A 25,625-nucleotide genomic window follows, 5' to 3' on the forward strand; every position below is an offset into this window, starting at 1 on the left:
GAATGTTCTAACATGTATCTGACGTCTAATGGTAGTGTGTTCTAACATGTGTCTGACACCTCTCTAACACTTAAAGGAGGGACCACCAGACGAATTTCTCTCCGCGTTTACCCCAGTCGGTGAAGGTGGATTGGAGAAGTGTGGCCATTTGAGAGCCTGCAATTTTTTTACCCCGCTCATTTATCTTGAAGGCTGAAGCTGGTGCTTCCGTAATTTCTACTTTGGTCGCAAACCAGGTAGTATACAAACGGGGCACGGCCAAACCAAGAATCATTCCCGGCAAACCGCCAAAGGACTCCGGACCGCCACTCACCGGGATTTCATCTGTATAGAAAGCTACAACATATACAGAATCACTGATCACTGCCACAGCCTTCCGGCATTCAAATCCGGCTATTTCCCTGGTTTCACTGGAAATCTTCCATTCCAATCTATCCAGGCTATCTTCTACAATAAAATTTTCTTCAAAGACCTTCCTTCTGCTAATCAGCTGATTGCTTGAATAGTCCGTAAGTACAATATTCTCTTTAGCCGGACCCAATAACCAGGGCTCCAGCTTTTTATCCGGTTCCCGTCCCGGCTGATACAAACCTTTGTCTTTATTAAAAGATAAATTGAAATACGAATTCTGAAATTTTGGCTGCTTCGACATAAATTCTTTCCAGAAATCACTTTCTTCTTCGACATTTTCCCTCTCCATCTGCCGGTGTATATTGATCCGACGTTCGAATTCTATGGTACCTGCACCTAAAAACCTGGCCTGACAAAAGCCAGTCAACAGTCCACCTAATACCAACCCTATTGAAAGAATGATTTTTTTCATATACTTATTTTTGACCAGGATTACGACTGAAATTCCAGATTACACCCAATAACCAATAACGGCGCAGGGTACTATAGGTATTTTCAGAAATGAAATTGCTGGATGCACTCCGCTGAAATCCGATATTCTGATTTAAAATATCATTAATGGACAACCGAATTTCAGCAGTTTTCTTCTTCAGGAATTTTTTAGCAACGTGTGCATTCCATAAAATCACATTCCGGTCTTGCCCAAACACATCCGTTTTTTGTCTCCACTGATAATTAATATTCGAATTGAATTCAAAATCTTTCAGGAAAAAAACGGTTGCTCCCAGCCTGGTATCAGTGGTCCAATATTTTGTTACAACATCGGGACGAAGAGAAGATACATTTCTGGTATAATTTGGTCCAAATGACATATCAACTTCGTATTTTTTCTCTTTTTGTTTGAAAAACCCAACCTGACCGCCCAATGTAGAATACTTGTTGGTGTTTTTTACCTGGTTGACAAAGTTGTTATTTTTTCCTCCGTTAAAATTTAAACTAAAGTTGAAGTTCGCTTTAATCTTTTTCAGCTCTTTCCAGTAACCGGTATATAAGTAATAATTGTAATTCCCGTCTACGTTTACAAAACTAAATTGCCGGCGTCCCTGATCATCCACATTGTCCGCTCTGCTAATGGCGTTGTCGATAAAATTTATTCCGCCGTTGAAATACAGGCTTCTCCCGGTCAGCACTTTATAATCATTATAATTCAATCCGATATTATGGCGGAACTCCTGTTTCAAATTCGGATTACCCACCTGAATATTCAATGGATCCGTATTCTCTAAAATCGGTTGAATCTGCTGTAAGGTAGGTTGGGAAGTTTGTCCATTGTAACGCAAATTCAACCCTCTCTGCGCCCCCATTTTAAATCGGATATTCGCCTTGGGGAAAAAGTTGGTGAAGTTATAATCATACACTGTGTCCCGAACCAGGTCCTTCTGCAGGAAATTTGCAAAATTGATATTCGATCCAAAGGAGGCGGTTATCTTAGAACCATTGAAACGGAAATTAAGGCCGGTACTATGTGTATTGAAATCAAATGCATAATCACTACTAAACAGGCTATCCAGGACTTCGTATTTCCCGTTAAAATCCTTTACAAAGGAACTGCGTAATGCTTTACTGTTATTAATCCGGTATCCGTAATTCGTTTCAACAAACCATTTTTTAGAAATCGGCTCTGTATAGGAAATGCGGGCTCCCCAGATATTGGACTGGGTATAATTGTTTTTTACCTGATCCACCGTATCCGAATTTACAAGCTCACCGTTTTCATCAAAAAAACGGTTAACAGAATACAGGTTTCCGGTGGTCTTATTATTTTGGTATTGCTGATCAAAATTCACGGAAAGTGTCCGGCCCACTTTCATGAATTTTTTTCTCCAGATTGCAGAGGTTTTCATCTGCTGCCGATCACCAATAGAACTCAGCCGGCGATCCTGGTTATTAATCAGTTGCTCCAAATCTCCAAGTGATTCAGCTGTAAATACCGAAGCATTCCTTGCCTGGCCAACCACCCCACTTACATTTACTTTCAGACTCGATAAGGAATCCAGCTTTACATCATAAAAACCCGAAACCTGGTGCTTCAGATTCATCGTGGAAGTTTTACGGGTGCTGTTATTATAAAACAACCGGTCTGCGAGTATCGACTGACTTGTATTCGTCCCTTCATTTTCAATATTCTGCTTGTAAAACTGGTAGTTGCCGTTGACATGTGTTTTATCGGCATTCAGTTTATTTGAATAATGCGCTCCGGCCGTCCAGGCTTTGGGTAATCCTTCTCCATTGAATCGCCCCCCCCAGGTATTAAACTCATCCGATTCTGCGAAGGAATAAAAATATCCCTCATCCTCATTGTATTCCATATTGGAACCACCGCCAAATCGATCATTATCCTGCCAACTCAAACCTGCTTTACCTGTGTTGGCCATGGTTCCATAGGCAGCAATCTTACGTTTTCCCTTAAACGCATTAATCATAGCTTCATTCTCAAAATAATGGGGGGTTCCTCCACTCAATTTTGCTTTGCCGAAATAACCTTTTTTCCGGTCTTCTTTTAAAGTCAGGTTGATGGTTTTTTGTTTTTCACCATCATCAATCCCCGTGAATGTAGCCTGTTCACTTTTTTTATCGAACAACTGTACTTTATCAATAGCATCTGCCTGGAGATTCTGTGTAACTACTGCAGGATCATCACTGAAAAACTCTTCTCCATCCACCAATACCTTCTGCACCCGTTCCCCCTGTGCCGTAATTTCTCCTTTCTGGTTCACCTGAAATCCAGGGAATCGCTTTAATAATTCCTCCACATTTGCACCTTGCCGTACAGCAAAACTGTCTGCTTTGAATTCAAGCGTATCGCCTTTCATGCGGATAGCACCAATTTTTTGAGAAACGATTACTTCCTCCAGTAAAACTGATTTTTTAATCAGGTTGATTTTGCCCATTTCAAAACGGGGGCCCACCGGATTAACCACATCCAGAAAATCAGCAAACTTGGGATAAGTAACCATCAGCAGGTGAGGCTTTCCATCTGTTGCTTTTAAACTGAATCTGCCCTGCGCATCTGTGCGCGTATGTTTTAATAAAACGGAATCGGTGGAGAGAAGCGCAACCACCGCATTGGCAAGTGGTTTTTTTTCAGAAGTATCTGCAATTTCTCCTCTTATTTCAGTAGTTTGGGCATAGAGAATCGCAGATAGAAATAATGCTCCAATCAGGCTCAATAATTTTCTCATAGTTGGGTTTAGCTGGCGTGCTCAAAATTTGGATTTAATTTTTAAATAGAATTACCGCTAATCATTAATACTTAGTTAAAGCTGCTTTTAACAAACCACCCATTAACCCCTAATTTCCCTTAATTTTAAGAATAACGTGTTGATTATGCCTTCATTACCAGAAAGATCCTACGAACAAGATAACTTTATTGATACCACGAAAAATGTCTGGAATTACTCCCTGCTAACGGAAGAGGATATCCGAAACTTCCAACAGGGCACCCATTATACGCTCTATGAAAAATTCGGCTCCCATTCCATTCAGGTGCTGGATACCTGGGGAATTTATTTTGCTGTATGGGCCCCGAATGCCACCAGTGTATCAGTAAAAGGCAATTTCAACGATTGGCAGAACAATGAATACGAATTAAATCCCCGTTGGGATAAAAGCGGCATTTGGGAGGGATTTATTCCAACACTTGGATTAGGGGAGGTGTACAAATACAGAATCAAGGGGTTCCAGGGCATCGAAGCGGATAAAGGGGATCCTTTCGCCCGCTTTTGGGAAAAAAGACCACTCACTGCATCCATTACCTGGGATACAACTTACGCCTGGCAGGATGCTGAATGGATGAAAACCAGAAAACAACACAATTCACTGAAAGCTCCCTGGAGTGTCTATGAAATCCATCTTGCCAGCTGGATGCGTCCGGATAAAAATGATGAAGAAAGTTATAACAGTTATGAGCAGATAACAGCCAGACTTGTCCCCTATATTAAAGAGATGGGCTTTACCCATGTTGAATTTATGCCAATAATGGAGCATCCCTTTGATGGCAGTTGGGGTTATCAGGGTACAGGATATTTTGCGCCAACATCGCGCTTTGGTTCACCGCAGGATTTCAAAGCAATGGTGGATGCTTTTCATACTGCAGGAATTGGTGTTATTCTCGATTGGGTTCCATCCCATTTTCCTTATGATTCACATGGATTATTTATGTTTGACGGTACCCATACCTATGAATATGCAGACATGCGCAAGGGCTATCATCCCGATTGGAATTCCTATATTTTCAATTATAAAAGGGGAGAAGTTAAATCCTTTCTGATCAGCAGTGGTCGGTATTGGTTTGATCAGTTTCATATTGATGGCTTCAGGGTAGATGCCGTTTCGTCTATGTTGAAACTGAATTATAGTCGGACAGAAGGTCAATGGGAGCCCAATGAATTCGGGGGCGATGGCAATCTCGAAGCCATTGCTTTCATCAAAGATTTTAATGAAACCATTTACCGCGATTTTCCTGATGTACAAACCATTGCCGAAGAAGCAACCGATTGGCCCGGTGTATCGAAACCCACTTTTGAAGGCGGACTCGGATTTGGCATGAAATGGATGATGGGCTGGATGCACGATACCCTTCGTTATTTTAAAAAAGATCCGCTTTATCGCCAGTTCGAACAGGATGCTTTCACCTTCAGCATGATGTACTATTACGATGAAAATTTCATGCTGCCCCTGAGTCACGATGAAGTAGTACACGGCAAGAGCCCGATGATTTACAAAATGCCGGGAGATGAATGGCAAAAATTTGCCAATCTGCGTTTGTTATATACCTATATGTTTACGCATCCCGGAGGAAAATTATTATTCATGGGGGATGAATTCGGTTCCTCTGTTGAGTGGAATTATAAATCCGAACTGCCCTGGGAATTACTGCAGTTTGATAGTCATGCTGGCATGAAAAACTGTGTCAAAGCACTCTGTCATCTGCTTAAGGCCGAGCCCGCGATGTATGAAAAACAATTTGAAAAAGGGGGCTTTGAGTGGATCGACCTGAATCATCGTGCCGAGTCGGTGGTTGTGTACCGCCGTAAGGGTGAAAATCCGGCCGATGATTTGCTGGTAATTCTAAATATGACACCGGAAGTGCGGATGAACTGGAAATTCACCGCCTTTGGAAAAAAATCATGGAAGGAACTGTTCAATAGCAACCAAAAGGAATATTGGGGAACAGGAGATGTGTACAATCCGGAAATAATCGTAACTGAGGTGGATAAAAACAACGAATTATTTGAAATAAACCTACACCTCCCTCCGTTAGGGGCTGTAGTACTCAAATAAAAGAGGGGTTAAACCCACCGTCCATTAACTATGAAACAGCTGATAACTCTACTACTTTGCGTAAGTATTGTTCTCTTCGCAGAAGCGCAACAGGACAGTATTTCCTATTATGTTCAACAAGGGGAGGAAGCCGCCTCCCGCCGTCAATACCTGCCTGCTTATCAAAATTATAAACAGGCAACCAGTTTTGATGACAATCATCCGGAAGCATTAAAGGGGATGGCAGATATGGCGATGGAACTTCGCTATTATGTCATTGCCCGCGAAACCTACAAGAAGCTACTTACAGCGACTCCAAAAGATACGGCGCTGGTTCGGCAACTGGCCGAGTTGAATTTCCAGACCCGTCAGTTTCAGGAAGCTATCAATCTGGTTCAACAGGCAAAAACCATGGGATCGAAGGCCAATTTAGACTGGCTGGCAGCCCGTTCCTTTTTCGAGCTCGAACATTATGGCAGTTGCCTGGAATCCATTGAACGCGCCTGGAAAAAAGACAGCAGCAATGCGCAGATGCCTTTTATTGCAGCCCGTTGTTATATTGAAATGAATAATTATCGCCGGGCCGCAGGATGTTATGAACAGGCCCTTCGACTGGATCCGGCCAATAACAAATGGATGTATGAAGCAGCGATGACCTTTTCCGCTATTCCTGATGAACCACATGCCATTGTATGGTTTGAGAAAGCATTGGCAGCCGGACATCCGCGTAGCAATGATTTTCTGGAGAATTATGCTAATTCTTATTACGGCAATAAACAATTTGATAAAAGTATACCGCTCTATCAGGAAATCATTCAACGCAAACCACAGGATATGGAAGTGCTGTTCAGTTTGGGAGAATCTTTCTATTATTCCGGAAAATCAAACGAAGCCATTGAGACCTGGGATAAAATGCTGGCAATTGATCCCGGTCAGGCCCGAGCTGTTTACATGATCGGCATCGCTTATATCAAAAAAGGCGAAGACAATAAAGGCAAAGACCTCTGCGAAAAAGCCATTAAAATGGATCCTTCCTTAGCTAAGCTTAAGGAGAAGAAATCCATGTTTGGATTATAGGAGGAAAGGAGAGCTTCCCTTCTTCACATCTTCTCCGGAACCCGAATACCCAACATACCCATTCCTGCCGAAATAACATGCGCCGTCATAACAGCTATGCGTAATCGAAGTTCTTTTTTATTGACAGATTCCGCCCGGCTTATCTGATGAACCGTTAAAAACGAATTGAATTGTTTGCAGAGATGGAAGATATAGTTGGCCATAGCTGAAGGATTATGTTCAGTAGCGGCCTGTTCTATTACTGAAGGGAATTGTTCAAGAGTAACCAGCATTGATTTCTCCATTGGCAGTAAACTATCCTGCATCCAGTCTATAGAATCGGTAACAGATTCCCTTCTTAATATTGATTTGGTTCTGGCGTGAGTGTATTGAATAAATGGACCAGTGAATCCATGTATATCTATAGACTCTTCCGGATTGAAGATCATTTTCTTTTGAGGATCCACCCGAAGCAGGTAGAATTTCAATGCACCCAACCCGATGGTATTGTACAGTTCGCTCAATTCGATATCGGTGAAGCCATCCACCTTGCCCAGTTCTTTGGTATTTTGCTCGGCTATGGAGATCATTTCAGCTACCAAATCGTCCGCATCTACTACGGTTCCTTCCCTGCTTTTCATTTTTCCACTTGGTAATTCAACCATCCCATAGGAAAGATGATAGATTCCGTCTGCTTTCGGCAATTGCAGTTTTTCAGCAATCAGCTTGAGCACTTTAAAATGATAATTCTGTTCATCGCCCACAACATAAATGCTCTGCTCCATTCCATACTCTTCGTATTTCTGTTGGGCCAGCCCAATATCCTGAGTTATATATACCGATGTTCCATCTTTCCGTTGCACGAGTTTTTCATCGAGTCCGTCTTCGGTCAGATCTATCCAAACGCTGCCATCTTCCTTTTTATAAAAGACGCCTTTTCCAAGACCTTCCTGAACAATTTTTTTCCCTAACAGATAGGTATTGCTTTCGTAATAAGTGATATCGAAGTTTGCACCGATTGATTCATAGGTAGCGGCAAATCCATCATAGACCCATCCATTCATTTGTTTCCAGAGTTCGATCACATCCGTTTTGCCGGCTTCCCAATCCACCAGCATTTGCTGTGCTTCCAGCATTATTGGAGCCTGCTTTTCAGCTTCTTCTTTTGTTTTTCCGGCAGCTACCAGTGCTTCCACCTCTGCTTTATATGCATCATTGAACTTTACATAATAATCACCCACAAAATGATCCCCCTTAGTGCCCGCCAATCCGGGTGTTTCACCATTGGAAAAACGCAACCAGGCAATCATGCTTTTACAGATATGAATACCTCGATCATTAACAATGCAGCTTTTAATTACTTCATACCCGCCGGATTTTAGAATTTCCGCAATACTCCAGCCAAGGAAAATATTCCGCAAGTGCCCCAGGTGCAGGGGTTTATTGGTATTGGGAGAAGCATACTCAACCATCACTTTTTTCCCGTTGGGAGCTGCTTTACCATAGGAAGGATTATAATAATGTTCTTCCAGCAACGCATTCCAGTAAGAATCGGCGATGGTAAGGTTCAGAAACCCTTTTATCACATTATAAGCAGTAAAAAAATTGGAGTTCTGGTTAACCAGAAATTTTCCCAGGGTTTCACCTAATTCCTCCGGTTTTTGGCGGAGGGCTTTGGTGAGCCCAAATAAAACGACGGTATAATCGCCTTCAAACTCAGGTTTGGTCTGGTTGATCTGAAAATTTGCCGGTCCGCTTAATTCCGGATATAACCCGCTGAGTGCGCTGTTAACAATGCTTTGGATCTGTTGTGTAATAGCCATAGGCGGCAAAAATATATATTTGCGCCCATGTTAGCATGGGTGAGTCAAAGCATTAGTCGGGTGATTGATTTCTTTTATCCTCCGTTCAGGCGATATATTCCGCTGCAAACCTTTCGGTACATCGCCTGCGGGGGCGGGAACACGGTGCTTGATATTCTGATCTATTTTATTTCTTATAATTATATTCTTGATAAACAGGATATAGATCTTGGATTTACTGCTTTTGGGCGGGATGCCATCGTTACGCCCCATATTATGGCTTTTGTCATTTCTTTTTGTATTAGTTTTCCAATGGGATTTTTTCTTAACCGGACAGTCGTCTTCAATGACTCTGTTTTGAGGGGCAGGGTTCAGCTATTTCGTTATATCTTGCTTGTAACAGCTTGTATTTTCTTAAATTATATATTTATAAAACTTTTTGTGGAACAGTTTGGTATTTATCCAACAGTGGCCAAAATTCTCACTACTTTGATCGTCGTTTCCTTCAGTTACTTCTCCCAGCGAAATTTCACTTTTAAAAGATAGGGCAAAATGGCGGTTTTTCTTCACCCGCCGGGTGCCACCCGACCGGTGGTACCCGGCGGGTAAAAGCGTTTTGGCAGTTTAGCAGCGGCCAACCTGACAAAACTGCCATTTTAACACTTAAAACTGGGCTTGGCATATTGATTGTCAATAGAAAATACATTCATTCATTAAAGGAAAATTATAGATATGGGAAAGATAATAGGCATCGACCTGGGAACTACCAACAGTTGCGTATCGGTTATGGAGGGAAATGAACCCGTAGTAATCGCGAACGATGAAGGACGCAGAACAACGCCTTCGGTGGTAGCCTTCCTGAAGAACGGAGAACGTAAAGTGGGCGATCCGGCCAAACGCCAGGCCATCACCAATCCGCATAATACCATTATGTCGGTGAAACGCTTCATGGGACGCCGCTTTGATGAAGTAACTGAAGAAATCAGCCATTGGAGCTATAAGGTTGCCAAAGGTGATAACAATACTGTACGAATTGACATTGATGGTCGATTGTACACCCCACAGGAAATCAGTGCCATGATTCTGCAGAAAATGAAGAAAACTGCTGAAGATTACCTGGGACAGGAAGTAACAGAGGCGGTAATTACCGTTCCTGCTTATTTCAATGATGCCCAGCGTCAGGCAACCAAGGAAGCCGGTGAAATAGCCGGACTGAATGTACGCCGCATCGTGAATGAGCCAACTGCTGCGGCATTGGCATATGGTTTGGATAAAAAAGGAAAAGACCAGAAAATCGCGGTATTTGATCTGGGTGGTGGTACGTTTGACGTGTCCATCCTGGAATTGGGTGACGGTGTTTTTGAAGTAAAATCAACCAATGGTGATACACACCTGGGTGGTGATGATTTCGATAAAGTGATTATGGACTGGCTTGCAGAAGAGTTCAAAAAGGACGAGAATGTAGATCTTCGGAAAGACCCAATGGCGCTGCAGCGTTTGAAAGAAGCTTCGGAAAAAGCCAAAGTTGAACTTTCATCTTCTTCTGAAACAGAAATCAACCTGCCCTACGTAACCGCAGTAGACGGTGTGCCCAAGCACCTGGTTAAAAAACTGACTCGTGCTAAATTTGAGCAGCTGGCGGATAATCTGTTCACCCGCTGTCTGAAACCATGTGAGCAGGCATTGAAAGATGCCGGAATGAACACCTCCGAAATTGATGAGATCATTCTCGTTGGTGGGTCTACCCGGATTCCCAAAGTGCAGGAAATTGTAGAGAAATTCTTTGGTAAAAAACCAAATAAGGGAGTTAACCCGGATGAAGTAGTAGCAGTAGGGGCAGGTATTCAGGGTGCAGTATTAACCGGTGAAGTAAAAGATGTGTTGCTGTTGGATGTTACTCCGCTTAGTCTGGGTATCGAAACAATGGGCGGAGTAATGACCCGACTGATTGAATCCAATACCACCATCCCATCCAAAAAATCAGAAACCTTCTCAACTGCCAGCGACAATCAGCCGGGCGTACAAATTCATGTACTGCAGGGCGAGCGTCCAATGGCAAATCAGAATAAGAGTCTGGGTATGTTCAACCTGGATGGTATTCCTCCGGCTCCCCGCGGCGTTCCTCAGATCGAAGTGATTTTCGATATCGATGCCAATGGTATCCTGCATGTAACTGCTAAGGACAAAGGAACCGGTAAGGAGCAAAAGATCCGGATTGAAGCTGGATCCGGGCTTACCAAAGAAGAGATTGAAAAAATGAAAGCTGAAGCGAAAGCCAATGAATCTACCGATAAAGAAGCCAAAGAGCGGGTGGAAAAAATCAACCAGGCAGATAGCCTGATTTTCCAAACCGAGAAGCAATTGAAAGAATTCGGAGAAAAGATTCCAACCGATAAAAAAGCGCCGATTGAAACTGCGTTGGGCAAATTGAAAGATGCCCACAAGAGCCAGGATATCGCCGCCATTGATGCAGCAGTAACAGAAATGAATACTGCCTGGACAGCTGCATCTGAAGAGATATACAAAGCTCAGCAGGAAGGTGGTGCGCCGCAACCGGATGGAAACGCAGGAGCACAGGGCGCGAGTGGAGAAAATGTGACAGACGCAGAATTTGAAGAAGTCAAATAAAAAAGGTGAAAGGTGAAAGGTGAAAGCATCTTTATAAAAAAGCGGCCGGTAAAATCGGCCGCTTTTTCCTTTTGGGTATTTGGTAGAATTGGCTATTTTTGCGGGGTCTTTACTTTTTACTTTTAATTTTTTACTTTGCAAAACATGGAAACTCAGAAGAAAAATACCGGAATCTGGTGGTTAGGTTTTTTTGTATCGACAGCCGCATTATTGGCAGCTATCTTCCTGCATTGGGAATACCTGACGATGATTATTCCTTTTGTGTGTACCAGTTTCGTAAAGGCCATGGACATCATCTAAGCCTGTGTTGAAATTCTTACTATATTTCCCTGCCAATGGCGGGGTTTTTTTTATCCTACAGGAAAACAAATGTGTAAAATATACACAAATAAATTATTTTTACTGCAGATTCGACCAGCCCAAACAACGATTGCATGATTATTCAGTTTTACCTACGCTTTTATACAACCGTCGGACAGGAACTCCTGATTTCCGGACTACCCAATGAACAGGCCCCAATTCGCATGAATTGGTTTAATAATCAATACTGGTTTGCCCAGATTGACCTGGATCCCTCTCTGATTGAAAATTTTACCTATTATTATCAGCTACAGGATATTGACGGTAAAATAACTTCGGAATGGGGAAGGGATCGCCAGTTGCAGAGCGATTTAACTGGATTTGACGAAATCCAGGTGGTAGATACCTGGAACCATGCAGGATTCTATGAAAATGCTTTTTACACGGCACCATTTCAGGATACATTGTTGCAGCATACTGGAAAAAAGAAATCCAAACTACCAAAACATTTCAGTCATATTTTTCGCGTAAAAGCACCGCTGCTGAAAAAAAATGAAGTGGTTTGCCTGTCTGGTGCGGGAACTACACTCGGGGAATGGTCTACCGAAAAACCGATCCTGCTGCAGGCAGAAGGTACCTGGTGGACAATTGCCATGGAATTGCCCAAAGAAGGTTTTCCGCTTCAATATAAATACGGCATCTACAATACAAAAAATAAAAGTTTTGTACAGTTTGAATCGGGTGAAAATCGTCAATTATTTGGTGATGCAGGACAACATCTCACCATTGTACAGGATGGCTTTCTGCAGGTTCCCAGTACTGGTTGGAAAGGTGCAGGAGTTGCGATCCCCGTTTTTAGTTTAAGAACAAAAAATAGTTGGGGAATAGGGGAATTTACAGATCTGAAGGAATTGGTTGACTGGGCAGCATCTGTTGACATGAAACTGATTCAGCTGCTTCCCATCAATGATACAACAGCTACTCATAGTTGGATAGATTCCTATCCATATGCGGCCATTTCCGCTTTTGCACTACATCCTATTTTTATAAATCTGGAAGTAGTTGCAGGAAAAAAATCCGCTTCGCTGCTAAAACCATACAAGGAGCAGCAGAAATTTTTGAATGAATTACCTGTGGTGGATTATGAGGCGGTATTGAAATTGAAATTGGAACTGCTGTTGCAATTATTTGAAATCCAGAAAGAAAACTGGCTACAGGATAAAGACTATCAGGAATTTTTCAACCGAAATGAAGATTGGCTGGTACCCTTTGCAGCATTCTGCTATCTGCGTGATGAAAATGGAAGTTCCGATTTCACCCGATGGTCAAGCCATGGTCAATATGATGCTGCTGCTATTGCCAAATTGGTTGCCACTGACAGCGATGCCTACTCGAAAATAGCGTTTCATTACTATCTGCAGTTTCAATTGCATACCCAATTGAAAGCAGCCACTGAATATGCTCATAAAAATGGCATCATCGTAAAAGGTGATATTCCTATTGGGATTTACCGTTATAGCTGCGATGCCTGGGTGGCACCGGAATTGTACAATATGGATCAACAAGCGGGCGCGCCCCCGGATGATTTTGCAATAAAGGGTCAGAACTGGGGTTTCCCCACCTACAACTGGCAGCAAATGCAGAAAGATGGCTTTGGCTGGTGGAAACGTCGTTTTGCCCAGATGAGCGATTATTTTGATGCCTTTCGAATTGATCACATACTTGGATTCTTCCGGATCTGGTCCATTCCCTATCAGGCAACTGAAGGAATCATGGGACGATTTGTACCGGCCATTGGGGTCCATAAAAAAGAATTTCAGGAGAGAGGCATTTGGTTTGATCATATCCGTTATTCACGACCTTATATAACCGAAAATGAAGTTGACCGCAGATTCGGAGAGTTATCCGGATTTGTAAAGGATTCCTTTCTTGAACCAACCGGTTATGGACAATATTTTTTCAAGCCGGAATTTGATACCCAACGTAAGATTGAAAATTGGTTTGTTGAAGCAGGAGTGCGGGATAACAATAACTGGTTGCGTCAGGGATTGTATGATTTGCACAGTAATGTGATTCTGTTTGAGGAGGAGGGATCGAATGGAAATTATTATCATTTTAGGTTTGGAATGGATCAGACAAGCTCTTTTCAATCGCTGGAATGGGATACGCAACAGAAACTGAAAGACCTTTATATAAATTATTTCTTCCGTCGCCAGGATGCTTTCTGGCAGGAAGAAGCCATGCATAAATTGCCCGCACTAAAAGCATCTACCAATATGCTGATTTGCGGTGAAGATCTTGGTATGGTACCGGACTGTGTACCGGATGTGATGAACCAGCTTGGAATTTTGAGCCTTGAAATACAGCGAATGCCGAAGGATCCAACGAAGGAATTTTTTCATCCAAATGATGCACCCTATTTGTCCGTGGTTACGCCATCCACCCATGATATGAGTACCATTCGGGGCTGGTGGGAAGAGGACCGGGCCAAAACCCAGCGTTTCTTCAATAATGAATTGGGGCAATGGGGAGAAGCTCCGGTATTTTGCGAAGCCTGGATCAATAAACAGATAATAATCCAGCACCTCCATTCGCCTGCCATGTGGAGCATTTTCCAGTTGCAGGATCTGTTGGGAGGAGATGAGCAATTGCGGCGAGCCGATCCGGCAGATGAACGAATCAATGTACCGGCCAATCCAAAACATTACTGGAGGTACCGGATGCACCTGACCCTGGAGCAACTTCAGAAAGAAAAAACCTTCAACCAGGATTTAAAAGACTATATAAAAGCAAGCGGACGCGCATAATTTTTTTAGGTTTGCACCATGCGTGTAAGCTATATAAAAACAAACCTGCCTTTTATTCATCCTTTCACGATTTCGAAAGGAACAAAAACTCATCAACCCGCGCTGGTGGTGGAGCTCGATTTTAATGGCATTAAAGGCTATGGAGAAGCGCCGGCAATTGCATATTACAATATCCCGGTAGAACAGATGGAAGCGGATTTAATTGCGAAGAAAATCTTCGTAGAGAAATTCGCTTTTACTACACCGGATCGCTATTGGCATTATCTGCATCATTTATTTCCAGCCAATGGATTTTTGGTTGCTGCATTGGATATAGCGGCCTGGGATATTTTTGGTAAGATCAAGCGGCAGCCTTTGTATAAATTATTCGGGGGTGATGCTTCAAAGATGCCTATTACAGATTATACCATCGGGATTGATAGTATTGAAAAGATGGTTGCAAAAATGAAAGAAAAACCCTGGCCGGTATATAAAATCAAGTTAGGCACACATCAGGATATTGAAATTATGGAGGCCCTGCGCCAGCATACGGACACGCCATTACGGATTGATGCCAATGCTGCCTGGACAAAAGAAGAAGCCCTTGAAAAAATCACGGCATTCGCTTCGATGAAGGTGGAATTCATTGAACAACCGCTTGCTAAAGATGATTGGGAAGGCATGGCCTGGCTGAAAGATCGATCTCCTTTACCGCTGGTGGCTGATGAATCCTGTGTATTTGAAAAAGATGTGGTTAAATGTGCAGGTCATTTTCATGGTATCAATATCAAACTGACCAAGTGTACCGGAATTACACCTGCCTTACGGATGATCAAAGAAGCACGTGTTCTGGGTTTGAAAGTTATGCTGGGTTGCATGAATGAAAGTACGATTGGCTCTGCCGCATTGGCTCATCTTGCACCGCTTGCAGACTGGCTCGACATGGATGGCCCCTTATTACTGTCTGAAGACCTCGCGTCCGGCCTACACTATGATTTTGGTCGCGTAACCCTACCCGAAACCCCGGGTCTAGGTATTACCCGTCGGGTAAACCCGACGGGTAATACCTAAGGTCCATTCGGGATGTAGCGCAGCCCGGAAGCGCGCTTCGTTCGGGACGAAGAGGCCGCTGGTTCGAATCCAGTCATCCCGACAAATAATTACGGATACAACAAATACTTCGCGCGTATCGCTTTGAATTTCTGTAACCCTGGTTCCCAGCTTTTGCGGATTTCTTCTTCAGAAAGACCGGCTATAATTTGCTTTCTCAATTGATCGGTACCAATGCGCAGGTCAAAGGCGGAGATGTCCAGATTCGGTCGGCCAGGCGCAAAGAAATTTGCCTTATCCGGATACACCTTGTACAACTCAATCAACCATGATAAATTTATCTGGCGGCTTGCCCGAAGCTTATTGATATCATAATCGCGGAGATCCAGTCCATAACACACAACATCCTTGTGACGCGGACTTTCACTCATTCCGGGGATACCAATTGGTTTATAGGAAAACGGATAGATGCCCTTTAATGCAGGAGCTCCTAAAATTGTAAAGGGCATAAAAGTACCGCGACCTTCATTGATGACCGTTCCTTCAAACATACATAAGCTTGGAAACAATAGTACCGCCTGTTGGGTATTTAGGTTAGGAGAGGGGTTAACTGGCAGATCATAGGGCATATCATGATTATAATTTGCCACTTTAATCACCTTTATTTTACAGGGCTTCTTTAAATAACCTTCCCCATTCAGGTAATGAGCAAATTCTCCCAGTGTCATACCATGCGTCATGGGCGTATAATGAATCCCAATAGACGATTTAAACCGATCCTCGGTCATTACTGGCCCGTCCACCACATATCCGTTTGGATTAGGCCTGTCAAGAATCAGTAGCTCTTTATCATTTTCAGCACACCCCTGCATCACATGTTCCAATGTATTGATGTTCGTGTAATATCGGCAACCCACGTCCTGAATATCAAAGACCATCAGATCAATATCCGCCAATTGTTCTTTTGTTGGTTTTTCATTTCGTCCATATAAGGAAATGATGGGCAAGCCGGTTTTAGCATCTTTTTCATCATTCACTACAGCACCATTACTGGCATTTCCTCTGAATCCATGTTCCGGTCCAAACACTTTTACAATATTTACACCCAGACTCAGCAGACTGTCCACACTACTTTTATCTCCAATGATAGAACTTTGATTTGCGACGAGCCCAATCCTTTTGCCCTTCAGATAAGGAAGATATAATGCTGTTTGATCGGCACCAGTAATAATTTTCTGCTTTCCAGCCACTGATTTACCTGAATTTGTTACTTGTGCCTTACAATGAAAATTTCCAACAGCAAGCAATGTTACTATCAATAAAGTGTAAACTCTCATGATTTTCTAAATGAGTATTTTGAGTAATAATACTTCAATTAATCCGTAGAATGCTCCGGTTGGCTGGAATTTTCCAACCACTTCAACAAATCTTCCTGTTAAAATCATTTGATCATCGGCTAAAATAGGTTAAACTGAACTTCCTGCTTCTTCCTAGTTTAGTTGTATGAAAATGATCAAACTAGTCTTTCGCGTCTGTCTGTTTTTTTTATTGCTGCAACACTATGGTAATAACCTGCAGGCACAAAACGGCGACCAGATTTTAGATGGAATTGGTGAAACCGGACTGATAGCCAGGTATCTGTTAAAAGGTGATACCAGAGACTGGTCGAGGAATAATTTACACGCATCATTTAAGGATACTGCTATTCAATTTATTAATGAAATTCGCTTTGGAAAAGTTTTGTCTCTTACTGGTGCAAAGAATGCTTTTATTTCAATTCCTGGTGATGTGATTAAGGATATGGAATCATTCAGTATATCAACCTGGATCCAACTTCGTTCCAATGTATCCGGACAGGAACTTTTAGTTTTCAGGAAAGAAAATCAACCTCATTTTGCAATACAACCACTATCACTGGCTCCTTCCATAGAATTGAATAAATGGGTACATTTTGTATTAGTAGTAGATGTTGCATCAAAATCAATGATGACCTATCTTAATAGCAAACTGGTAGGTGAGGAAAAGGCTATCCCTACAGAACTAAATAAAATTTTGGGACAACAATCCGGAGAAAATATTCGGATTTATATTGGGAAATCACAACAATCCGGAATTCCGAATCTGAATGCACTGTTACATGATTTTCGGATCTACCGCGTTCCTCTCAATAGTGGACAAATTGCCGGTATCTATAAAAACGCTCAACGAGGCTTAAACGACGGATCGGTCAACGTGCGCAAACAAGAAGAAGAGCTTCCAACATTCTCTTCGACTGAACCTCAACTTTACACAGCATATTTAACAAAAGTAAATGACATCGAAGTTGAAACTGAACTAGGTAATTTACCCAGATTACCGACCCACTTGAAAGGGATTTATCGCAATGGAATCAAAGGTCCGTATGTTCGCGTAATCTGGCCTTCGGATATCGATAACAACGCAGTAACCAAACCCGGAAAATATACCATTATTGGTCGGATTGCCGGAACCAATATTAAGCCGAAGGCAATCGTTACTATTAAATATGCCGGCACATCATCACCAGTAAAAAAACTGGAACCATTCAAACTGCAGCAGGTTTCGCTGAAAACTGACAACAAGGGAAATAAGACAAAATTTATAGAAAATCGTGATAAATTCATCCATACATTAGCCCAAACTGATCCCAATTCCTTCCTTTATATGTTCCGTCATGCTTTTGGTCAATCACAACCGGAAGGAGCAAAACCATTGGGTGTATGGGATAGTAAGGATACCAAGTTAAGAGGCCATGCCACGGGTCACTACCTTACTGCGATAGCGCAGGCCTATGCGGGAACTGGATATGACAAAACACTTCAGGCCAATTTTATGGGAAAAATGGACCAGATGGTGAACTCGCTTTATGAATTGTCTCAATTATCTGGTAATCCAAAAGAAGCAAATGGTTATCATGTTGCAGATCCTTTGGCCATACCGGTAGGTCCTGGTAAAACAGCATACGATTCCGATCTCAGTGATACGGGTATTCGAACTGATTATTGGAATTGGGGAAAAGGATTCATCAGCGCTTATCCACCTGATCAATTTATTCTATTGGAGAAGGGTGCAAAATATGGCGGACAAAATAACCAGGTTTGGGCACCTTATTATACCCTTCATAAAATCCTTGCCGGCTTACTTGATATTTATGAGGTAAGTGGTAACAAAAAAGCACTGGAAATAGCAACAGGTATGAGTGATTGGGTATACACCCGGCTGAGTCAGGTTCCAAAGGATACGCTGATTAAGATCTGGAATACGTATATCGCCGGTGAGTATGGCGGAATGAATGAAACAATGGCGCGTTTATATAAAATTACAAGGGAAGACAATTATCTCAAAACAGCGCAATTATTTGATAATATCAAGGTCTTCTTTGGTGATTCCAATCATTCTCACGGACTAGCAAAAAATGTGGATCTTTTCCGCGGATTACATGCTAATCAGCATATTCCGCAGATTGTAGGAAGTATTGAATTATATGGAGTTTCAAAAAATCCGGATTATTATAAAATTGCCGATAATTTCTGGCACAAGGCAGTGAATGATTATATGTATAGTATAGGAGGTGTTGCAGGTGCCCGCAATCCCGCCAATGCAGAATGCTTTATCAGTCAGCCTGGAACTCTGTATGAAAACGGATTCTCTGCAGGTGGACAAAACGAAACCTGTGCTACCTACAATATGTTGAAACTAACCAGCAATCTTTTCTTTTACGATCAAAAGGCCATTTATATGGATTATTACGAGCGTGGCTTATATAATCACATACTGGCATCCGTGGCAGAGAACAGTCCGGCAAACACCTATCATGTTCCGCTCAAACCGGGATCCATCAAACAGTTTGACAATGCAGATATGACCGGATTTACCTGTTGCAATGGAACGGCCATCGAAAGTAGTACCAAACTGCAAAACTCCATTTATTTTAAATCAACCGATAACAATTCACTTTATATAAATCTCTATATCGCTTCCACTTTAAATTGGAGTGAAAGAAATATCCAATTGGAACAATCTACGGATTTTCCAAAACAAGATCAAACGCGGCTAACCATTAAAGGACGTGGACAATTTGATCTGCATGTCAGGGTACCAGGATGGGCTACAAAAGGGTTTATTGTAAAGATTAATGGGAAAGTATATAAACATGCTGCTCTACCCGGCAGTTACCTGAAAATAAGTCGCAGTTGGAAAGAGGGAGATACAATCGAACTAAAAATGCCCTTCCAATTTCACCTTGATCCGGTTATGGATCAGCAGAACATAGCAAGTCTTTTTTATGGTCCGGTTCTATTAGCTGCCCAGGAACCGGAAGCGCGAAAGGAATGGCGAAAAATCAACCTGAATGCTAACGATATAAGCAGTACAATTAAGGGAGACCCAAAGAAAATGGAATTTACAATTGATGATATTTTATTCAAACCATTTTATGACACCTATGGTCGGCACTCTGTTTACCTGGATGTAAAACTAAAATAAACGAAGGGTATTTCCAGAGGCGCAATATTTGCATAACCAAAAGAATGGATAAACCTTTCAAATTTTGGTTATGAAATCTAAAAAACAAGCAACCTCCGTAAATCGTTCTGAAAATTCAAAGAAAATAGACCTTGACTTAGATTCAGTGAATGATGCGTCAACTTTACTTACCACCAATCAGGGTGTAAAAATCAATGATGATCAAAATTCATTAAAAGCCGGACCACGAGGAGCAACCTTGCTGGAGGATTTCATTTTACGGGAAAAGATTACCCACTTTGACCACGAAAGAATACCGGAGCGGATTGTGCATGCCAGAGGTTCAGCAGCACATGGAATCTTTAAACTTTATAAAACCCAGAGCAAGTATACCAAAGCTTCCTTTTTGACAGATACATCCGTTGAAACTCCGGTATTTGTTCGATTCTCCACGGTTGCCGGATCCAGAGGATCCACAGATTTAGCCCGTGATGTACGGGGCTTTGCCGTAAAATTTTATACACAGGAAGGAAATTTTGATCTGGTGGGGAATAATATGCCGGTATTCTTCATCCAGGATGCCATCAAATTCCCCGATTTGGTACATGCTGTAAAACCAGAGCCACATAATGAAATTCCACAGGCTGCATCAGCCCACGACACTTTCTGGGATTTTATTTCTTTAATGCCGGAATCTGCTCATATGATTATGTGGCTGATGAGTGATCGGGCAATTCCCAGAAGTTATCGGATGATGGAAGGATTTGGAGTACATACTTTTCGCCTGATCAATGAAAAAGGCGCAGCGCATTTTGTAAAATTTCACTGGAAACCTTTATTAGGTGTCCATTCACTTGCCTGGGATGAAGCACAAAAGATATCAGGAAAAGATCCTGATTTTCATCGTCGGGATTTATGGGAATCCATTGAAAACAGGAATTTCCCAGAATGGGAATTAGGTCTGCAAATCATTCCTGAAATAGACGAACACAAGTATTCTTTTGATTTATTGGATCCAACCAAACTGGTACCGGAAGAACTGGTTCCAGTTCAGCGGGTTGGAAAACTAACTTTGAATAGAAATCCGGAAAATTTTTTTGCTGAAACTGAACAAGTAGCCTTTCATGTTGGACATATCGTACCAGGTATTGATTTTACCAATGATCCCTTATTGCAGGGAAGGCTTTTTTCTTATACTGATACCCAACTTATCCGGTTAGGCGGACCCAATTTCCACGAAATTCCCATTAATCGACCCATAGTACCCGTACATAATAATCAACGGGATGGATTTATGCGTCAAACCATTAACAAAGGACGAACCAGTTACCATCCTAATTCATTGGGAGGTGGCTGCCCTTTTCAGGCTTCTATGAAAGAGGGTGGTTTTACCTCTTATGCTGAAAAAATAGATGCCCATAAAGTAAGGGAACGAAGTAAAAGTTTTTTTGATCATTTCACTCAGGCTGGATTGTTCTACAACAGCCAATCTGAACCTGAAAAGCAGCATATAGTTGATGCCTTCTCCTTTGAATTGGGGAAAGTGGAAACAATAAGCATCCGGGAAAGAATGCTGGGAATAATCTCGCTTATTAACAAAACTCTGGCAACTGAAGTAGGGTATAAATTAGGCTTGAAAGTACCCATCCCTGAAAAACCCATCAACAAGAGTATTCCCGCGGATGGTGTTGAAAAAGATTTTCAACCTATTGAAAGTAAACCTGAAATTGAAATTGCCGCTTCTTTAAGTATGGCCAATACAGTTAAGGATACTATTAAAAGCCGGGTAATTGCATTTCTGGCAGCGGATGGAGTAAATGAACAAGCTATTGCAGGAATGAAAAAAATACTGGAGGAAAATGGCGCAAAAGTTGATATAATCGCACCCCGACTAGGAAGAATCCAGGGAGCAGGAAAAAAAGAAATACTGGTGAATCAAAGTTTTTTCACAGCTGCTTCTGTTTTGTATGATGCAGTTTACGTCCCGGGAGGAGATCAACATATAGCCACATTGGCAGCTGATCCGGATGCGATTCATTTTCTCAATGAGGCGTTCCGTCATTGTAAGGCAATTGCATTTGAAATTGATTCAAAGCCATTGTTAAAACTGACATATTTTGGAAAAAAATTGACAAGTAACAAAAAGGAGGACGGTTTAATCAGTTCTGAAAAACAGCAGGATATTCGGAAAGAATTTATTAAAGCAATATCACGTCATCGTTTTTGGGAAAGAGAAAAACCAAGAAAAATTCCTGCCTAAATTACTGAGAAACATAAAACCTGCCGGTGGAAGGAGCAGGACAAACTGGTGCGGAATGTACAATTCAATCAGGAGAATAGATCCAGGATTTCCAAAATGATGCAGAAATATTATTTAACCAAATTTACATAGGCTTTCTGCTCTATGATGGTCGCTGAATCAATGCTTTTTAACTTATCTAGAAGATTTTAAACTTGTATCATAATCGTACAATACTTGTATCATAATCGAATAAATGGATCAACTAAACTTAAAATAATGAATTGAAAATCAATTCATTATGATTTTGGCATAAAATACGAGCAGTTTAGCTATAATTAACTGCCATGATTAAGAATTATTTCAAAATTGCCTGGCGCAATCTGATGAAAAGTAAAGGATACAGTGTCATCAATATTGGAGGGTTGGCAGTTGGTATGGCAGTAGCTATTATGATTGGACTCTGGGTATATGATGAACTCACCTTTAATAAATACCACACAAATTACTATAAGATAGCGCAGGTAATGCAACATGCCAACTACAATGGTAAAATCGGAACCCAGGCAGCAAATCCGGCAATCATGGGGCCGGATATCAAAGCAAAATTTGGAAACGATTTTAAATACGTAGTTCAAAGTTCATGGTTTGGCACACATCTGTTGAGCTTGGGTGATAAACATATAAAGAGCGAAGGGTTGTTCATGGAACCAGACGGTCCAACTATGCTGACACTTAAATTATTAAAAGGTTCAAGTGCAGGAATGTCAGACCCATATACAATTCTCCTCGCTGCATCTGTAGCTGAATCCATATTTGGAGTAGAAAACCCAATAAATAAAACGATCAAACTAAACCGAACACACAATTTAAAAGTGATTGGTGTTTATGAAGATCTGCCAGATAATACAACATTCAAGTCCGTAAAAATCCTGATGCCATGGTCTTTATGGTTGATTGATAATCCCTGGGTAAAAAGAATGGATGATCCATGGGATAGCAATTTCAGTCAGACATTTGCTCAGTTGGCTGATAATGCTGATATGGAAGCTGTATCAGCAAAAATTAAAAATATTAAACTAGATCAGATTTCTGCTGAAGCGAAGAAATATGAGTGGGCTGTTTTTCTTCAACCCATGCGTAAATGGCATCTTTTTAATGAATTCAAAAATGGGATCAATACCGGAGGAAATATCCAATATGTATGGTTATTCAGTATTATAGGCATTTTTGTTTTGCTTTTAGCCTGTATTAACTTCATGAATTTAAGTACTGCAAGAAGTGAGAAAAGATCAAAGGAGGTGGGCATTAGAAAAACAATTGGTTCACTCCGTTGGCAACTGATTGTTCAGTTTTTTGCAGAATCTTATCTTATTGTTGTCCTGGCATTTTTTGTTTCAATCCTTCTAGTCCAGTTATGTTTACCATTTTTCAATGAAGTTGCGGGGAAGAAAATGGGGATTCCCTGGGAAAGCAGTATTTTCTGGATTTTTAACCTTGCCTTTATTTTGATAACCGGTTTATTAGCTGGAAGTTACCCTGCATTGTTTCTTTCTTCTTTTCAGCCTTTAAAAGTATTAAAAGGAACGTTCCGTTTGGGAAGATTTGCCTCTATGCCCAGGAAGGTATTGGTTGTAGTTCAATTTACTGTATCTGTTATGCTTATAATCGGAACCATTATAGTTTACCAGCAAATTCAATTCGCCAAAAACCGACCAATAGGATACACCAAAAATGGGTTGATCAGTCTGGATCTTGAAGATGAGGTTAGAAAACATTTTGATGCAGTTAAACTTGAAATGATTAACTCTGGAGCAGTGGAAGAAATGGCCGCATCTCAGGGCCCACTTACGGATGTTTGGAATACGAACGGAGGATTTGAGTGGGAGGGGAAAGACCCCAATCTGGCGGTTGATTTTCCAAATAATGCAATCAGCTTTGACTATGGAAAAACAATTCAGTGGGAAATTAAAGAGGGCAGAGATTTTTCCAAAGACTTTGCATCTGATTCTGCTGCATTTGTTTTGAATGAAACAGCTGCAAAATTTATTGGCATGAAAGATCCGGTTGGAAAAATTCTAAATTGGAACAGAGAGCCCTATAAAATTGTAGGTGTTGTAAGTGATATCTTACAGGAATCACCATTTTTTCCTGTTCGTCCTACGCTTTATCACATTGGTTCGTATGAAAACATGAGTGTATTGATTCTAAAACTAAATCCCAAACAAAGTACCAGCAAGTCGTTAAGCAGCATTGAAAACATTTGGAAAAAGCATACCCCAACGGTTCCCTTTGAATATAAATTTATTGATGAGGCATTCGGTAGTAAATTCAAATCTGAGGAAAGAATCGGTAAATTATCCACCTATTTCGCAATACTTGCCATTTTCATTTCCTGTCTGGGTTTATTTGGTATGGCAAGTTTTGTAGCTGAACAAAGAACAAAAGAAATTGGCATCCGAAAAGTACTGGGAGCAACAGTAGCAAATTTATGGGGGCTTCTTTCAAAAGAATTTATTGTACTGGTTATAGTTTCGTGTGTAATTGCTGTACCCATCGCTTATTATTATTTGAATAACTGGTTAACGAACTATGACTATCGGGTACCCATCAGCTGGCAGGTATTTGCATTGGCTGGAGTAACGGCAATTTTACTAACGCTGGCAACTGTAAGTTTTCAGGCGATAAAAACAGCATTATCGAATCCGATTAAGTCGCTTCGCACGGAATAGGTTTCATCTTCCAAACTGCTCCAGGAAACTGGAGCGAAATTTCCGCGGTGTTGTTTTTTTCAACTTAAAAAACTGCTTGTTAAAATTGACTGGTGAATTAAATCCGCTATCGTAGCAGATCTCTAAAATTGTTTTATCTGAACCTTGTAATTGCTGGCAGGCATATCCAATTCTAATTTCAGTTAAAAACTGAACATAGGATTTCTGAGTAGATTTTTTAAAATACCGGCAAAATGCAGTTACACTCATGTGTGCTAAGGCTGCTACTTCTTCTAAACTTATTTTCTGTTGGAAATTCCGAATGGTGAAATCAAAAACCTCATCCAGACGCTGTTTAAATTTATCATTGCTTGTAAATTGCTGCTGCGAGGAGAGTCCGATTTTTTCACAGGCACCTTCCATCATTTTAAGGCAATACAATAAATTGAACAGTCGGGAAAAACCTTGATCGAATTCCAATTGAGTTAAAATCTCAACCAACTCTTTCATGCATTCTCCTCTCAGTTGAATACCCTGCATGGACAAATGCAATAAGTTTCGAATAGATTGATTTTCCGGTATTCGCAAAAAATCCTTGCCCCAGAACTCTTCCGTAAACTGAACCACCATGGAAGAAGCAATCTGAACACCTTCATTTTTATAAAAAGCATGCGGCAGGTTTTTGCCTAATAGAAAAATATCACCCGTTTTAAATTCCCCGACATAATTACCAATAAAACACATTCCATGCCCCTCTTTAAAAAGGGCAATTTCATATTCCACATGCTGGTGCCAGGGTGTTTCAAAATAGGGGGTCCGGAACGTCTTCGCTATAAACGAGGTTTCGCTGGCCAGGGGCAGTTTTTGTACTATTGGACGAGCACCGATCATATTTTGA

At 41.4% G+C, this 25,625-nt stretch carries 15 protein-coding genes and 1 tRNA gene; 11 read left to right on the forward strand and 5 right to left on the reverse strand.

The features are described 5' to 3' along the window. Positions 1-70: 70 nt before the first annotated feature. Both B2746_RS03335 and B2746_RS03340 read right to left on the reverse strand, forming a co-directional pair. Positions 71-823, reverse strand: coding sequence for a GLPGLI family protein (locus B2746_RS03335; RefSeq protein ID WP_290790977.1), 753 nt, complete (start codon positions 821-823; stop codon positions 71-73). A gap of 4 nt (positions 824-827) precedes the next feature. Next, on the reverse strand, positions 828-3,593 hold the full coding sequence (locus B2746_RS03340) for an outer membrane beta-barrel family protein (protein WP_290790978.1): 2,766 nt from the start codon (positions 3,591-3,593) through the stop codon (positions 828-830). A 145-nt stretch (positions 3,594-3,738) separates the two neighbouring features. Between B2746_RS03340 and glgB the strand changes: the two genes are divergently transcribed. Continuing rightward, complete coding sequence (glgB, locus tag B2746_RS03345; protein WP_290790979.1) at positions 3,739-5,694, forward strand: 1,4-alpha-glucan branching protein GlgB; 1,956 nt, start codon at positions 3,739-3,741, stop codon at positions 5,692-5,694. A 30-nt stretch (positions 5,695-5,724) separates the two neighbouring features. Further along, on the forward strand, positions 5,725-6,750 hold the full coding sequence (locus tag B2746_RS03350; protein ID WP_290790980.1) for a tetratricopeptide repeat protein: 1,026 nt from the start codon (positions 5,725-5,727) through the stop codon (positions 6,748-6,750). A 23-nt stretch (positions 6,751-6,773) separates the two neighbouring features. Here B2746_RS03350 and argS read toward each other — a convergent pair whose 3' ends face one another. Further along, a complete protein-coding gene (gene argS, locus B2746_RS03355; RefSeq protein ID WP_290790981.1) occupies positions 6,774-8,552 on the reverse strand; it encodes an arginine--tRNA ligase in 1,779 nt (592 codons plus the stop codon). 27 nt (positions 8,553-8,579) lie between these two features. On the opposite strand from argS, the gene B2746_RS03360 reads away from it, so the two are divergent. The 6 genes from B2746_RS03360 (at position 8,580) to B2746_RS03385 (ending at position 15,398) form a co-directional block, all read left to right on the forward strand. Beyond that, positions 8,580-9,077, forward strand: a complete 498-nt coding sequence (locus tag B2746_RS03360; RefSeq protein WP_290790983.1) for a GtrA family protein — start codon at positions 8,580-8,582, stop codon at positions 9,075-9,077. A gap of 186 nt (positions 9,078-9,263) precedes the next feature. Then, positions 9,264-11,159, forward strand: a complete 1,896-nt coding sequence (dnaK, locus tag B2746_RS03365; RefSeq protein ID WP_290790984.1) for a molecular chaperone DnaK — start codon at positions 9,264-9,266, stop codon at positions 11,157-11,159. Between the two features lie 144 nt (positions 11,160-11,303). Beyond that, positions 11,304-11,459, forward strand: coding sequence for a hypothetical protein (locus B2746_RS03370; RefSeq protein WP_214457374.1), 156 nt, complete (start codon positions 11,304-11,306; stop codon positions 11,457-11,459). 134 nt (positions 11,460-11,593) lie between these two features. After that, on the forward strand, positions 11,594-14,266 hold the full coding sequence (locus B2746_RS03375; protein WP_290790986.1) for a 4-alpha-glucanotransferase: 2,673 nt from the start codon (positions 11,594-11,596) through the stop codon (positions 14,264-14,266). An 18-nt stretch (positions 14,267-14,284) separates the two neighbouring features. After that, positions 14,285-15,316, forward strand: a complete 1,032-nt coding sequence (locus tag B2746_RS03380; RefSeq protein ID WP_290790987.1) for a dipeptide epimerase — start codon at positions 14,285-14,287, stop codon at positions 15,314-15,316. A gap of 8 nt (positions 15,317-15,324) precedes the next feature. After that, positions 15,325-15,398 (forward strand) — tRNA-Pro (locus B2746_RS03385). 7 nt (positions 15,399-15,405) lie between these two features. Here the strand turns inward: B2746_RS03385 and B2746_RS03390 are convergent. Beyond that, positions 15,406-16,632 carry an exo-beta-N-acetylmuramidase NamZ family protein gene (locus B2746_RS03390; protein ID WP_290790989.1) on the reverse strand — a complete coding sequence of 409 codons (1,227 nt, stop codon included), beginning with the start codon at positions 16,630-16,632 and terminating at the stop codon, positions 15,406-15,408. 172 nt (positions 16,633-16,804) lie between these two features. Between B2746_RS03390 and B2746_RS03395 the strand changes: the two genes are divergently transcribed. The 3 genes from B2746_RS03395 to B2746_RS03405 all read left to right on the forward strand — a co-directional run bounded on the left by B2746_RS03395 (position 16,805) and on the right by B2746_RS03405 (position 24,748). Then, positions 16,805-19,798 (forward strand): beta-L-arabinofuranosidase domain-containing protein, encoded by a 2,994-nt coding sequence (locus tag B2746_RS03395; RefSeq protein WP_290790991.1) that lies wholly within the window; start codon positions 16,805-16,807, stop codon positions 19,796-19,798. Positions 19,799-19,868: 70 nt separating this feature from the next. Continuing rightward, on the forward strand, positions 19,869-22,037 hold the full coding sequence (locus tag B2746_RS03400) for a catalase (RefSeq protein ID WP_290790993.1): 2,169 nt from the start codon (positions 19,869-19,871) through the stop codon (positions 22,035-22,037). Between the two features lie 326 nt (positions 22,038-22,363). Beyond that, positions 22,364-24,748 (forward strand): ABC transporter permease, encoded by a 2,385-nt coding sequence (locus B2746_RS03405; protein ID WP_290790995.1) that lies wholly within the window; start codon positions 22,364-22,366, stop codon positions 24,746-24,748. A gap of 3 nt (positions 24,749-24,751) precedes the next feature. Here B2746_RS03405 and B2746_RS03410 read toward each other — a convergent pair whose 3' ends face one another. Beyond that, positions 24,752-25,618, reverse strand: a complete 867-nt coding sequence (locus tag B2746_RS03410) for an AraC family transcriptional regulator (protein ID WP_290790997.1) — start codon at positions 25,616-25,618, stop codon at positions 24,752-24,754. Between the last annotated feature and the right edge of the window lie 7 nt (positions 25,619-25,625).

This window comes from Flavihumibacter sp. UBA7668 (genome assembly GCF_002483205.1).
Classification (GTDB): domain Bacteria; phylum Bacteroidota; class Bacteroidia; order Chitinophagales; family Chitinophagaceae; genus Flavihumibacter.